Annotated in this window: 16 protein-coding genes; 8 read left to right on the forward strand and 8 right to left on the reverse strand. The window is 40.7% G+C overall.

Annotation, left to right across the window (positions count from 1 at the left end):
* Window positions 1-13 precede the first annotated feature (13 nt).
* Complete coding sequence (gene rlmN, locus ABIM45_05890) at window positions 14-1,045, forward strand: 23S rRNA (adenine(2503)-C(2))-methyltransferase RlmN (protein MEO0239434.1); 1,032 nt, start codon at window positions 14-16, stop codon at window positions 1,043-1,045.
* On the opposite strand, the gene ABIM45_05895 is transcribed toward rlmN, so the two are convergent.
* From ABIM45_05895 to ABIM45_05930, 8 genes are read right to left on the reverse strand one after another with little or no spacing between them, the layout of a single operon-like run.
* Complete coding sequence (locus tag ABIM45_05895; GenBank protein ID MEO0239435.1) at window positions 1,021-1,416, reverse strand: cytidine deaminase; 396 nt, start codon at window positions 1,414-1,416, stop codon at window positions 1,021-1,023. The genes rlmN and ABIM45_05895 overlap by 25 nt on opposite strands.
* Window positions 1,386-1,625 carry a hypothetical protein gene (locus ABIM45_05900; protein ID MEO0239436.1) on the reverse strand — a complete coding sequence of 80 codons (240 nt, stop codon included), beginning with the start codon at window positions 1,623-1,625 and terminating at the stop codon, window positions 1,386-1,388. The genes ABIM45_05895 and ABIM45_05900 overlap by 31 nt, the downstream gene beginning before the upstream one ends.
* Before the next feature lie 8 nt (window positions 1,626-1,633).
* Complete coding sequence (locus tag ABIM45_05905; protein ID MEO0239437.1) at window positions 1,634-2,125, reverse strand: CvpA family protein; 492 nt, start codon at window positions 2,123-2,125, stop codon at window positions 1,634-1,636.
* 1 nt (window position 2,126) lies between these two features.
* Window positions 2,127-2,618, reverse strand: a complete 492-nt coding sequence (locus tag ABIM45_05910) for a metallophosphoesterase (protein ID MEO0239438.1) — start codon at window positions 2,616-2,618, stop codon at window positions 2,127-2,129.
* Window positions 2,615-3,442 carry a UbiA family prenyltransferase gene (locus ABIM45_05915; protein MEO0239439.1) on the reverse strand — a complete coding sequence of 276 codons (828 nt, stop codon included), beginning with the start codon at window positions 3,440-3,442 and terminating at the stop codon, window positions 2,615-2,617. Before ABIM45_05915 ends, ABIM45_05910 begins: the two co-directional genes overlap by 4 nt.
* Window positions 3,429-4,010 carry a dephospho-CoA kinase gene (gene coaE, locus ABIM45_05920; GenBank protein MEO0239440.1) on the reverse strand — a complete coding sequence of 194 codons (582 nt, stop codon included), beginning with the start codon at window positions 4,008-4,010 and terminating at the stop codon, window positions 3,429-3,431. The genes ABIM45_05915 and coaE overlap by 14 nt, the downstream gene beginning before the upstream one ends.
* Complete coding sequence (locus ABIM45_05925) at window positions 4,003-5,619, reverse strand: tetratricopeptide repeat protein (GenBank protein MEO0239441.1); 1,617 nt, start codon at window positions 5,617-5,619, stop codon at window positions 4,003-4,005. Before ABIM45_05925 ends, coaE begins: the two co-directional genes overlap by 8 nt.
* Window positions 5,609-6,514 carry a hypothetical protein gene (locus ABIM45_05930; protein MEO0239442.1) on the reverse strand — a complete coding sequence of 302 codons (906 nt, stop codon included), beginning with the start codon at window positions 6,512-6,514 and terminating at the stop codon, window positions 5,609-5,611. The genes ABIM45_05925 and ABIM45_05930 overlap by 11 nt, the downstream gene beginning before the upstream one ends.
* Window positions 6,515-6,594: 80 nt before the next feature.
* On the opposite strand from ABIM45_05930, the gene ABIM45_05935 reads away from it, so the two are divergent.
* The 7 genes from ABIM45_05935 (at window position 6,595) to speD (ending at window position 13,281) form a co-directional block, all read left to right on the forward strand.
* Window positions 6,595-6,906 carry an iron-sulfur cluster assembly protein gene (locus tag ABIM45_05935; GenBank protein ID MEO0239443.1) on the forward strand — a complete coding sequence of 104 codons (312 nt, stop codon included), beginning with the start codon at window positions 6,595-6,597 and terminating at the stop codon, window positions 6,904-6,906.
* Window positions 6,899-8,218: an amidohydrolase gene (locus tag ABIM45_05940; GenBank protein MEO0239444.1), complete on the forward strand. Its 1,320-nt coding sequence runs from the start codon at window positions 6,899-6,901 to the stop codon at window positions 8,216-8,218. The genes ABIM45_05935 and ABIM45_05940 overlap by 8 nt, the downstream gene beginning before the upstream one ends.
* Window positions 8,208-9,590, forward strand: a complete 1,383-nt coding sequence (locus ABIM45_05945; protein MEO0239445.1) for an MBL fold metallo-hydrolase — start codon at window positions 8,208-8,210, stop codon at window positions 9,588-9,590. The genes ABIM45_05940 and ABIM45_05945 overlap by 11 nt, the downstream gene beginning before the upstream one ends.
* A gap of 9 nt (window positions 9,591-9,599) precedes the next feature.
* Window positions 9,600-10,643: an Mrp/NBP35 family ATP-binding protein gene (locus tag ABIM45_05950; protein MEO0239446.1), complete on the forward strand. Its 1,044-nt coding sequence runs from the start codon at window positions 9,600-9,602 to the stop codon at window positions 10,641-10,643.
* The gene (locus ABIM45_05955) at window positions 10,640-11,632 is read left to right on the forward strand and encodes an alcohol dehydrogenase catalytic domain-containing protein (GenBank protein MEO0239447.1); all 993 of its coding nucleotides are present in this window, start codon (window positions 10,640-10,642) and stop codon (window positions 11,630-11,632) included. Before ABIM45_05950 ends, ABIM45_05955 begins: the two co-directional genes overlap by 4 nt.
* Window positions 11,633-11,634: 2 nt before the next feature.
* Entirely contained in the window at window positions 11,635-12,744 is a 1,110-nt protein-coding gene (locus ABIM45_05960; protein MEO0239448.1) for an aminotransferase class I/II-fold pyridoxal phosphate-dependent enzyme, read from the forward strand.
* Between the two features lie 135 nt (window positions 12,745-12,879).
* Window positions 12,880-13,281 (forward strand): adenosylmethionine decarboxylase, encoded by a 402-nt coding sequence (gene speD, locus ABIM45_05965; protein ID MEO0239449.1) that lies wholly within the window; start codon window positions 12,880-12,882, stop codon window positions 13,279-13,281.
* Window positions 13,282-13,286 lie beyond the last annotated feature (5 nt).

A 13,286-nucleotide genomic window follows, 5' to 3' on the forward strand; every position in this document is an offset into this window, starting at 1 on the left:
AAAAGCAAAGTAAATGCAAAACCTTCTTTCCCTGAAACATCGTGAATTAGAATCTCTTCTTAACTCAATAAATGAAAAGCCATATAGAATAAGGCAAATCTTTAAATGGATTTGGGGCAAAAGCAAAGACAACATCGAAGAATTTTCTGATCTTCCAAAGGATTTTAGAATTTTCCTTTCCCAAAACTACTACATAAAAAGGGCAGAACCCATATCCATACTTACTTCCCAAGATGGCTCCATAAAATTTCTAATACAGCTGGAAAACGGTGATAAGGTTGAATCCGTCTTCATTCCTGATGCTGACAGAAATACCGTTTGTGTATCATCACAAGTTGGATGCCCTTTAAAATGTGCCTTTTGCGCAACGGGTAAACTCGGGTATACGAGAAATCTAAAATTCTACGAAATCCTTGAGCAGGTAAGAATCGTCCGGGATTACGTAAAGACAAGGATAACTAATGTAGTATTCATGGGTATGGGTGAACCTCTCCTAAATTATGAGGAAGTATTAGAAAGTGCTCGAATCTTGAATGATTCAAATACTTTTTCCATCGGCGCTCGAAAAATTACCATTTCAACGGCAGGAATCATACCAGGAATAAGAAAGCTGGCAAGTGAGCCAGAGCAGTTTAAACTGGCAGTCTCTCTTAATTCTGCAATTCAAGAAAAACGTGAAAAATTGATGCCAATTGCAAAGAAATACCCCCTCAATGAATTGAGAGAAGCTTTACTTGAGTTTTATGAAGCAAAAAAGCGCTGGATTACCTTCGAATACATTCTCATTCCCGAAGTGAACAACACGAGGGAAGATATCGAAGCCTTAACCGATTACGTTAATTCCATACCTTCAAAGTTAAATCTTATCCCTTATAACCCGCATCCTTATTCAGAGTTTCGTGCTCCCACCGACGAAGAGGTGGAAGAATTTCTAAAAATTTTGAGGAAAAATCTTAAACGTGTAGTAACTTTAAGAAAATCAAAGGGTAAAGATATTAAAGGGGCCTGTGGCCAACTGGCCTACTTCTCAAAATTAAACGAATAGGGCAAAAGTTCATCAAGTCTGTGGGTAACTATCCCCTTTTTAGTTTTAACAGCAACAATCATGTCTTTCGAAAACTCAGCCATTACCTGCCTACAGGCGCCACAAGGATAGGGAGGTCTTTCGGGGTCGTTAGAAACTATTGCAATAGCTACAAATTCCCTTTTACCTTCTGAAACAGCCTTAAAGATAGCGACCCGCTCAGCGCATATGGTCAAGCCGTAAGAGGCATTTTCCACATTTACGCCTGTATATAGGCTGCCATCTTTACAGAGTAAAGCGGCAGCAACCGAATAACCTGAGTAGGGCGCATAGGCCTTATTTAGTTCTCCTTCAGCCTTTTTTACCAGTTCTTCAATTTCTCCACGTAACATTGATCCTGACTCCTGAAATATTCGATTTTAAAAGCGCTCCCATCCTCAAGGATGACCTTATGTACCTCCCTTTCATTGCCTATAAAATCCCTCACTACTCCGACGGGAAACCATTTCTGGATCATCAACTTCTTACCGCCAATCACCAGAGCTTGTGGCCTTTCGCACTTCTTCTCCCCTTCATACCACAAAACCTCAATTCCATTCATTTTCATTCTCAGTCTTTAAGATTTTCAAAAAATTCCTTTACGTCTTTGAAATTCCTGATTACGACACTCTCATAAATCTTCGATATCTTCGCTGAATAGGCACTCTTCTCTATATAAGCATTCGCAAATTCGAATCTACCGGCAAAGTAAAGGAGAGTCCCCGCTACGACAAATCCTTCGAAAACCCCGAGTAAAAATCCAAGAAGCCTGTCGACTACACTTATGAAGGTAGGCTTTAATGCCTTTCTTATAAGAAAAATGACCAGCTGAGTTAGAAATATCACAAGAATAAAGAGGATAAGGATGCTTGCCACCTTCAAAATAAGAGGGTCTTGAATGCCTTTGAGATAAAAGCTCATGAGGTCGTTGAATTTAAGGGAGATAAAAACAGCAAGAATTAGCCCAACAATGGAAAGCACCTCTTTTATAAGGCCAACCAAAAGGCCCCTTAATGCAAAGAACAGAAGTATAACAAGGACAATCACATCCACACCATTCATACTAAAACTCCCTTACTTCGCATATATCCCTTTCAGCATCAAAGACTACAAAAGTTTTCTTACCTGTCAAATATCCACAAGCTTCTCCGGGATTAATAATGTGAGTTTCACCTACCTTCTCAATATGGAGCTTGTGGGTGTGACCATAGGCGACAATCTTGAACTTTTGGGTCTCAGCAAGTTCCTTTACTACAAAGGGCTCATGCATAATGATAATCTTGATACCGTTTATATCGATTACTTGGGGCAACTTAAAAGTTGCCACCTGGAACTCCTTCGCCTGCTCGATGAGAAAAAGCCTTTCACCATCATTGTTTCCGAAAACATAATAGAGGTTCCCAGTGTAAACTTCCCTTATAAATCTAAAGTTGAAAGGAGAAATCAGGTCACCAAGGTGAATGACGTTTCTTATACCCTCTTTTTCAAAGTAGGAGAAGGCAGACTGGATAGCCTCTTTGTGATCGTGAGTGTCTGAAATAAAACCAATTTTCATAAAGCACCTCCCAGCAGAAAACCTGAAAGTATAAGTATCATACAGTATTTGAAATCTTCACTCAATTTGGAAAAGGATTTCTCTTTCCACGTTATAATTCCAAGGTAAAGCCATAAAAAGCACATAAAGATAAGGAAGATAGGTCTATGAAAGACTCTCAAGTAGGCAATTACCGTAAAAATCAAAAGTAGAAAAAGCAAAAAACTTACGTAAATTTTGATTCCCTTCTCCCCCAAAAAAGCCGGTAGCGTCTTGTACCCAAATTCCCTATCGGCTCCCAGGTCTTCCATGTCCTTTATGGCCTCCCGAGCAAGATTGTAAAGAATGGCGCAAAGTATGGGATACCACAAAAGGTGAAAATTTCTGATCTCCAAAGCCAGAATTAGGAAAGGAAAAGAAGTGACGAAACTTACGATCAAATTCCCAACAAAGGCAACTTTCTTTAGATAAATATCGTAGAGAATTACCAGAACCAGACCGAGGAGAAAAACAATTCGAGTCGTTAAAATTTCATTTCCATAAAGAAAAGAGCTCAAAAAAGTGAGAAGGCCAAGAATTACAGTAAAAACAGTAGCTTCCTTCACACTCAAAAGCTTCGAAGGAATTGGCCTTTCTGGATGGGCCTTCTCGTCCAATCTGGCGTCCATAATATCGTTCAAAGCATTGGAAAAGCCCGCTAATAGAAGAATGGGTATCAAAAACTTAAAAAAGGGGGCTGGATGTCCACAGAGGCCAGAAATCAAAAAGGCGACAAAGGAGGCATAAATAACAATTAAAAGATTTAAAGGTCTCATCAATTTCAAAAATCCTCTAATCTTTCTCATTCCAAAGTCCCTCCATTTTCAAAATCGAAAATACCTTCCTTTCTAAATCCTCAAGAGTGCCAATATTAGGAACAAGATAATATTTTCCCTCCGGGATCTCCTCCGTTTGCCAGTTAGTGATCGCCTTGATTTTCTCCTCTGACCAGCCCTTCTTTTTGAGCCTTTCTACCACCACTTCTGGAGGTGCAGTTACGACAATGGTAAAATCTGCGAAAGGATAAAGAGAAAGCTTCTTGGGAATGGCGACATCAATAAAAATATCGCCTTCTCTTTTCTTTACTATCTCCTTAATGCGCTCTTTGAGAATGGGATGTAAAATTTGCTCCAGTTTAGTAATCTTCTGAGGGTCTTTGAAGACAATTTCGCCCAGTTTCTTTCTGTTAACCTCGCCTTCCCCATCAAGTACCTCAGCTCCGAATTCCTTTAAAATTTCTTCCTTAACTTCCTGTAAAAGACTATGAGCAAGAGAATCTACATCTATCACGTTATATCCGTAGTTCCGCAGTATATTTGCCACTGTGGACTTTCCCGTTCCAGCCTTTCCCGTAATAATCACCACCTTACTCATCCTTCAAACCTTTGGCTTCTTTTATTAGCTTGTAGTGGATCTTAACCTCGGTATCTTCAGCACCACCCTTCTGGACAGCCCTCTCAATTACATCTAAGGATTCATCGATTTTACCCATCTTGAACAAAATCCAGGCTTTAGTATCGATAAAATGATAATCATCGGGCTGAATTTGAAGGGCGTGTTCAACTAATCTTAAGGCCCTCTCTAAATCCTTACCAAGTTCGCAAAGGGCATAGGCGAGGTTATTGTAAAGCACAGGATCATCGTAGCCTGTCTTCAACATTTTCTCCATGATGTCTGTGGCAAATCCATATTCCTCCACTTCCATCGCCAGATAAGCAACATTTAGGGAATCAGCTCTATTCTTCGCCACTGCAAGAGACTTCTCTAAAAAGCCTTTATAATCGACTTCAATCTTCGCTAAATGTGCATACTCGAGAAGGTCCAAATACCTCTTTAAATTCAGGCTATCAAGCTCCAAAGCCTTCAGATAATTCTTAAAAGCATTTCTTTTATCATCTTTAATTCTAAAGGCTTCAGCCTTTAGGTAGTATAAGTAGCCTTCTGCCCCCAAATTTCTTTCAGCTAAATATATCTTTTTTAACGCCTCATCAACCCTACTCACAGAAAGCAGAAGAAATATCTGGTAATAGGCATATTCCTTAGAGTAGGGATTTAATTTTATGGCCTTTTTGATCTCCTCAAGGGCATCCTGAGGAGCGCCCAGAGCGTACAAGGTCCTTGAAAGGTAATAGTGAACCTCAGGGTCACCCTCCTGAAGACCCGAAGCCACGAGAAATTCGCTTAAAGCAGTTGAATAATCGCCCTTGGTAAGGTAGTGAATCCCAACAAGTTTTCTGATCTCCCAGGAAAAAGACATTCGCTTCACAAGTTCCAGTGCGACTGAATCAGCTCTTTCATAAAGGCCAGCGGCGTCAAGACTTTGCAAATAAACTTTCAAAAAACCAATATCATCGAATTCTTCACGGTAAAGACCATCAAAAATGGTCAGAGCAGCGTCATCGTCTCCGAGCAGCTTGTAGTAAAGCCCCTTCAAAAACTGTAGCTGAGGTAAATCGGTCTTAAGGCTATCGAGATAGATTTTAACTAAATCAGTCTTCCCCAGCTTCCACAACAGATCTAAATAGGAAGAGACGAAAACGGGCATCTTTTGAAAATAGGGACTGGACCTTTGAAAGCAAGGAAAGGCCCTTTCATAATCGCCACTGAGATAATAAAGATATCCTTCGTAAAAACAAAGGGAATCGCTTTGATTTGAGTATTTTCCAACTATTTCCTTGAGTTTTGATAAGTCTTGTGAATTTTTTAGCTTCCTAACAATAGCAAAGAAGACATCATGATCAAACCCCTTTTGCAGGTACTCAAATCCCCATTTTAGGCCCTCCGATAATTTTCCCAGTTGCATCGAATAGAGGACCATTTTCCGTAGGTAGAATAAATCCTCTGTATTCTGGTAAAGGGCTGATGCTTCTTGCAGAGCCTTTTCAAAATCGCCGGTACTTTCGTAATAATTCATCATCATTTCAGAAGATGTAGAATCAAAGGCGCTGACTGTTAGGATAAAAATTAAGGTATTAACCCACATTTACTTTGAAACTCTCAAAAAGTTCAAGTAAAAGCAGCCTTTTGTCAACTGGCAAACTCTTCAGTTGTGCATCAACCTTTGTTATTTTAAGAAGCATCCTTAAATAATCGCCTTTAGAAAACCTGCTTTTTTTCCCTTCGCTCTCCAACCCTCTCAAAATAAAATTGATGAACCCCGATGTAATGTAAGTGGGTTCTTCTACATCATCTAAAAGTTTCAAAGCCTTGTTTAAAGCGTCAGAGTCTGATTTCAATAAACTACTCAATACCTCCGATGCAATGTAGTCTTCATAATCGCTTAACACATCTAAGTCTCCATTTTTAATCTCTACTTGGCCATAGGTTCGTAGCTTCAGCTTCTCCAGCTCATTTAAGGCCGTTCTTAGGTCTCTTGGCATTCTTTTTGCCAAGTACTCAAGCCTTTGATCAGAAATTTTCCTTTCAACTAAATTCTTAAACTTATCTTTCAGCCATTCCTTGAAAGATTCATCGTCAAGGGAATCGAAGTGTATGACCTCAACCTTCTTAGGCAGAGGCTGGGATTTCCAATCTCGAAGGATTATGACGAAATGGCCCTCGGCCTTCAGAAAAAGCTCAAGAAACTTGAGAACTCTCTCAGGCTTATCAACATACTTTATTACCAGAACCTTTTCAACCTGAAACAATCCGCCCTGAAGGTTTGAAGCGATCTCACTGGCAAGGTCCTTAGAAGAACCATCTACAATTATCCTTTGAACTAAAGGGGCATTTGGAGGCGTAAGGGTCTTGCAAATCCATTCCAGAGCCTTATCCATCATGTATTCTTCCTTTCCCCAAAAAATGTAGACCTTTTTAAGATTCTCCCTCGAACTTAATTTTTTATGAAGGGATGTGTAATAGTCTAATGTAACTGGCATCTTTGAAATTTTAAAGTCGGCCCATCATTTTTCAAAATTCAAAAATTGCACAATATAATTTAAAACTTAAGGAGGATTAAATGGACTTAAAAGAAGAGGTAATCAAAAAACTAAAGGAAGTGTATGATCCGGAAATCCCCATCGATATTTACAACTTAGGCCTTGTTTACGGCATCGAGATAAATGGCAACGACGTCCACATTCTAATGACGCTCACGGCGCCTGGGTGCCCGCTGGCAAACGTACTCCCACAGGAGGTAAAGGAAAAACTTTCTGAAATTCCAGGAATTGGGAACGTGGAAGTAGAAATTACCTGGGAACCCGCCTGGACTCCTGAAATGATTACAGAAGAGGGAAAGGAAAAATTAAGAAGCTTCGGTTACAATGTCTAAAAAGATCATCATTAAAGGCCGCTACATCCTTTTAGATTCGCAAAGTTTTATAGAAGATGGCTTTGTAGCCATCAGTGGAAATCTCATCGAAAAGACGGGGAAAGTCCAGGAAATCCCACAGGATCCCGAATACAGAATTTACGACTTTGGAGATTCCATCATCTGTCCTGGATTCATAAATACACATACCCACGCAGCTATGGTTGGCATGCGAGGAATGGCCGACGACCTGCCTCTTAAAACCTGGTTGGAAAAATACATCTGGCCAACGGAACTAAAGCTGGTAAATAGAGATTTTATAGAAAAAACTATTCCCCTTGCCATCGCCGAGATGGTCGCTTCAGGAATCACAACCTTTGTAGATATGTACTTCTTCCAGGATAAAACAGCCAGAATTGTCATTGACGCAGGTATCCGAGCAGTTCTTGGTGAGGGTCTCATTGACGGCCCAACTCCCGCCTTTGAATCTCCCCAGAAAGTATTGGAATTCACCGAATCCTTCATAAAAGATTTTCTAGGAAATGAATATATCTATCCCGCTGTCGCTCCCCACGCACCTTACTCCACGAGTAAAGAAAACCTTTTAAAATCAAAGGAAATCGCCGATAAATACGGTGTGCCAATTCTCATTCATGTGGCCGAAACCCAGTGGGAGTTCAATGAAATCCTAAATCGATACGGGGCTCATCCCTTTGAATACTTGAATAGAATCGGCTTCCTTTCAGAAAGGGTAATTGCCGCCCATTCGGTTTGGGTTGATGAAAAAGAATTCGAAATTATCAAGAAAAACAAAGTAAGCATATCCCACAACCCCGAAAGTAACGCTAAACTCGCCTCAGGGATCGCACCAGTTCAGGAATTCTTGGATTACGGGATAAATGTAGCCCTCGGAACCGATGGGGCCTGTTCCAACAACAACTTAGACATTATAGAGGAGATGCGAACGGCCTCATTCCTTCAAAAAATAAAATACATGAACCCTGAAAGCCTCTCAGCAAGAGACGTCTTCAAAATGGCAACAGAAAACGGTGCAATTGCTATAGGCCTCGGCGAAAAACTGGGAACTCTAAAACCGGGAAAATGGGCAGATCTTGTGGTAATATCACTAAACACTCCCCACATGAACCCGGTTTTCGATCCCTACTCACACCTTGTCTACGTCGCAAAAGCTTCGGATGTCAAAACTACAATGGTAAACGGAAAATTTATCTATGAAAATGGGGAATACAAAACCCTTGATATCGAGAAAGTTAGAAAAGATATAAAAGATATTGAGGACCTCGTTAAAAAGGTGATTTTCAATGGAGATTAGTTTCCTGGGGGCCTGTGGAACTGTCACAGGCTCAATGTATCTTATCACTACGGATAAAAAGAGGAAAATCCTCGTTGACAGCGGGATTTTCCAAGGCGAGTGGGAGGATTTGAACCATTCCTCCTTTCCCTTTGATCCCTATGAGATTGACTATGTAATTTTAACCCATGCTCACTTAGATCACATCGGTAGACTTCCCAAACTGGTTAAAGAGGGGTTCGAAGGGAAGATCCTTGGAACTCCGGCCACATTGGACCTTGCACGAATCATTTTAATGGATGCAGCCAAACTCCAGTCTGAAGAATTTGAAACCCAGAAAAAGAGAAACGACAGAAAAGGTATTGAAACACCGGAACCCCTTTATACGCTCGAAGATGCCATCGCCACCATGTCTTACTTCAAACCTATAAGTGGCTACGACAAGGAAATTGAAATTTTAGAGGGTGTAACCATTACCTGGCGAGATGCAGGTCATATTCTCGGTTCTGCCTTCCTCGAAATGACTATCGATGGCCATAAGGTCGTCTTCTCAGGTGACCTCGGTAACAGGAACAAGCCAATTATACGGGATCCCGAATCTATAAAAATGAAGGACGCAGAACTTATCGTGGTTGAATCAACCTACGGTTCAAGACTTCATAAAAGTATTGAAGAGTCAAAAGAGGAATTCCTCAACGCCCTAAAAGAAACGCTGCCTAAGGGCAATGTCGTGATACCATCCTTTGCCATTGAAAGAGCACAGGACCTTTTGTACTATATAAGAGAATTCAAAGAGGAAGGATTATTGAGCAAAGATGTTAAGGTTTTCTTAGACAGCCCACTGGCTATCTCCGCCACCAACATTTTCCGCGCCCATAAGGAATGCTTCGATGACGAAGCACGGGAACTGCTGAAACAGAAAAGGGACTTATTCAGTTTCCCCAATCTCTTTTTTACCCGATCAAAAGAGGCTTCAATGGAGATAAATAATATAAAAAGCGGAGCAATCATAATCGCCGGCTCCGGAATGTGCACTGGAGGAAGAATAAAACACCACCTGAAACACAATCTGTGGCGAGAAGAGTGCGCCGTCATTTTCGTAGGCTATCAAGCGGCAGGAACCCTTGGAAGAAGGATAGTTGACGGTGAAAAGGAAGTCGAGATTTACGGTGAAACTGTAAAAGTTAACTCCAAAATTTACACAATCAATGGGTTCTCCGCCCATGCAGACCAGCAAGAAATTTTAGACTGGGTCTCCCCTGTAGACAAAAATACGAAGGTGGTAATAACTCACGGGGAAGAAGTAGAAAGGGATGCACTGGCAGAAAAATTGAAAGAGTTGGGATTTAATGAGATTTTAAAACCAAAACTAAAGGACATTATAACACTTTAAGGAGGAAAAATGGCAAATTTTAAGGATATATATGCAAAACTTGCCGAATTAAAAGACCCTGTCACCGGAGAAACCCTCTTTAAACTCGGCATTCTCAAAGACATTTCCCTTTCGGGTGGCACTTTATCCCTGACCCTTATAGCATCGGAATCAGAAATGCAAGAGTTCGAAAAAATGATAAGAGAAGCCATCAAGGAATTCGACCTACAAGAAGTAAAGATCAACAAAATTTTCAAGCAAGTGGTAAGACCAAACCTCGAAAGGCGTGAAAAGGCAAAAAGTAAAAAAATTGAGGGTGTTAAGAAAGTCATAGCGGTAGGGAGTGGAAAGGGTGGAGTCGGAAAATCTACCGTTGCCGCCAACCTTGCCGCTGCCCTTATGAAAAAAGGATTGAAAGTCGGACTCTTTGATGGTGATATCTACGGACCTTCCATCTCCAGGATGTTTGGCATTGACGGATTGGCTCCATTAGTTGAAGAGAATAAGATGTTGCCAGTGGAAAGATTTGGACTCAAGATAATGTCCATGGGGCAATTAGTTGAAGAAGAAACACCCATTCTCTGGAGAGGTCCACTCATCCATAAAGCCTACGAACAATTCTTTTACGATACCCTCTGGGCCCCCCTCGATATCCTTGTAGTTGACCTTCCACCTGGTACCGGCGATGCCCAGTTAAGTGCAATTCAACTGGTGAATCTCGATGGTGCAATAATTGTCACCACTCCACAAGATGTTTCCCTCATTGAAGTCAAAAAAGCAATCAACATGTTCCGGAAATCTAACATAGAAGTCTTAGGGGTTGTCGAAAATATGAGCTACTTTATATGCCCTCACTGCTCTAACATTACTTACATTTTTGGTCAAGGAGGAGCAAAAAAACTCAGGGAAACGATGAATGTGGAAATAATCGGTCAGATACCATTATACCCCGCAATCAGCACCAGCGGGGATGAGGGGATACCCATAGTTTTACAAGAAGATAAAAGTACCGCAAAAATCGCCGAAGCCTTTTTAGAACTTGCATCCAAAGTGATAGAAAAGCTCGAACTATGAGGGTCATAGTCTTCTCCAAGGAGAAGCACCAGCTCTTAGAAAGGGAACTTCCCACTCCAACCCTTCAAGGTCGAGAAGTTCTTATAAAAGTCAGTCATTTGATTCTGACACGAAAGGACCTTAGCGAAACAATATCAGGTAGCGAAATAATCCCCGGCCGGTTTTTCATAGGTGAGGTAATAGCCACAGGCAGCGAAGTTAAAAATTACGCCCCAGGTGATGTAGTCTCCAGTATAACAACTTTTTATTGTGAATCCTGTGAGTCCTGTGAAGTTTCAGAATATCACCTCTGTGAGAAACCCTCAATCCCGGGGAGAGATATTAATGGCTTCTTTGCTGAATTTGCTATAATAAAAGAGAGTTTCCTTTTTAAAATTCCTCCGGAAATCCCAGGAGAAAAAGCGGCCTTTTTGCCATTAATCGTAGAACTTCTTGACTACATCCCGGAAGAAATTCAACCGGGGGCAACGGGAATCGTAATAGCCTCAAGTATAGAAGATGTAATCTTTAACAGCCTTTTACATACCTTAGGATTTATAGAAACCGCAATTCTTTCAGCCTCAGCGCGTCTCAGAACCTTTTTAAAACCGGATTTACGAAGCCTCTACATCGAAGAACCATCTGGCCTTTTTCAATTCTTTGAAGGAAATGGTGTAAAACCCAACTTTGCCTTCGATTTTACAGGCAACTGGGCATTCCTGAAGGCAGTTTTACAAGTCTTAAAACCAGGAGCAATGCTCTTTCTCGCTGAACCCCTCAGAAATGAAGATGTTCAAAATCTTTTAGAATTTGCAAAACCCAAAAAACTGAACATTAGAATGAGAAATCTTCTTCCTATCAAAGATAAAGTTTCTTACGCCATAAAAGTATTACAGACCCACTCAATTAACCCTGAAGAGTTCTTAACTCACATCTTTAACCTTAATGATTTGGAAAAAATTACCAAAATCTTATCGCAGGAGCCTTCCCTGATAATGGTGAACTTTTAAAAATGAACGGCGAACCAACAATTTGTGGCGGAAGAGGTCCCTGGATTGCAAAGGGAAAACGCCTTTTTCTCAATCTTTCAGGTGGTGACATTCTTGGATTAACATCGAACAAGGAATTTGTTACAGCCTTTCTCCAAAACTTAGAAAGTGCAGACCTTTACAATTGTCCCTTCTTTTCCTACGAAAGCCAATCAACCAGAATTCCCCCAAACAAACTCAACGAAATTAAAGGACAAAGAAAGGCGCTCCTTTTTAAAGACTTAACCACTCTTTTTAATCTTCTTGCGAGCCATCTACTAAAAAGAGGCTATGTTCTACTCGTTGACGAACAATTTGAAATGACTAACATCCCATTAATCAGGAACATTAACAATCAAGTTCAGATTTTTCCTCACAACTCCTTTAGCACCATCAAAAAGCACATAGAAGCACAATCCGATTCAAATTTTGCCATTTTAGTTCAGACTGTTTACCCACTATCATCAGAACTATTACCTGTAAACGAATTACTGGAAATCTCACAGAGCGATCATGTTCTCCTCATAATATACGAGTCTTGGGCCGATGGCCTCTTAGGTGAAGGGGGTGAAGGACTAAAAAGTCTTATAAGCACAATACCACAAAACTCAATAATAGTCGGTTCATACACTCATATCCTTCCCCTTTCATTCTCCTACATAGCTTCTCCTGAAACTTTTATCGATGCCTTAGAATCTGACCTTAAAGATCAACCCTTTAATCCTGAGGCTACGGAGTTTCAAGTCGGCATCACCCTATGGTTTATAAACTTCCTGAATTCCCAGAAGAGTCCTTTGAGAAAGTTAAGCGACAATGCGAACTACCTAAGATATGAATTGGCCACAAAAGGTTTTAGGGTTTTAGGAGATTTCGCTCCCCTAATCCCAGTTCTCGTAGGAGAAAGAGAAAAAGCGTTAGAGTTTTACAATGGCCTTCTGGAAAACAAAATTCTTGCTAATCTTTTAAATTATCCCCTCGTGCCCCTTGGAAAATCAAGAATTTTACTAATCCCCTCCGTTTTACACTCCAAGGAAGACCTTGACTTTGCTTTAAACAAGCTCGAAAAAGTCGCTAAAACCCTTGGCATTATATAGTGTTGACAATACGAGATAGAGTTCCTATAATTTAACACTACCTGAGGTGAGTTTATGGAGAGTGAAAGTGAAAGAATTGTGGGGATTTTATACGTTGATAATTGGTGAATTTAACAAAAAAGGAGGCAGGAAGAATTGAAAAAATCCCTGGGTGTGCATATCATACTTGAGTTCTTTGGTTGTGATCCCAATACCCTCACCAGAAGAGAGTATGTAGAAAGAGTAATGTTAGAAGCCGCTCAAAAGGCCAACACTCATTCCATTGGAACCTTCTTCCATCAGTTCAAACCCTATGGAGTGTCCGGCGTGATTATAATCGAAGAATCCCATATCTCCATTCATACATGGCCTGAACATGGTTTTGCAGCTATAGACTTCTTCTACTGCTCTGATGAAGTAGACCCTGAAAAAGCCATCGAGGTTCTGATAGAGGGCTTCAAACCTACAAGGATCTCAAGAGTTGAATTTGAGAGAGGCAGTTTTAAGGAACTCAACGCCCAGGAGACAAAGCCTGAGCAGGTTCTCAGCATAGCTTGAGTTTA

The sequence above is a fragment of the candidate division WOR-3 bacterium genome, from assembly GCA_039803545.1.
Taxonomy (GTDB): domain Bacteria; phylum Hydrothermota; class Hydrothermia; order UBA1063; family UBA1063; genus UBA1063.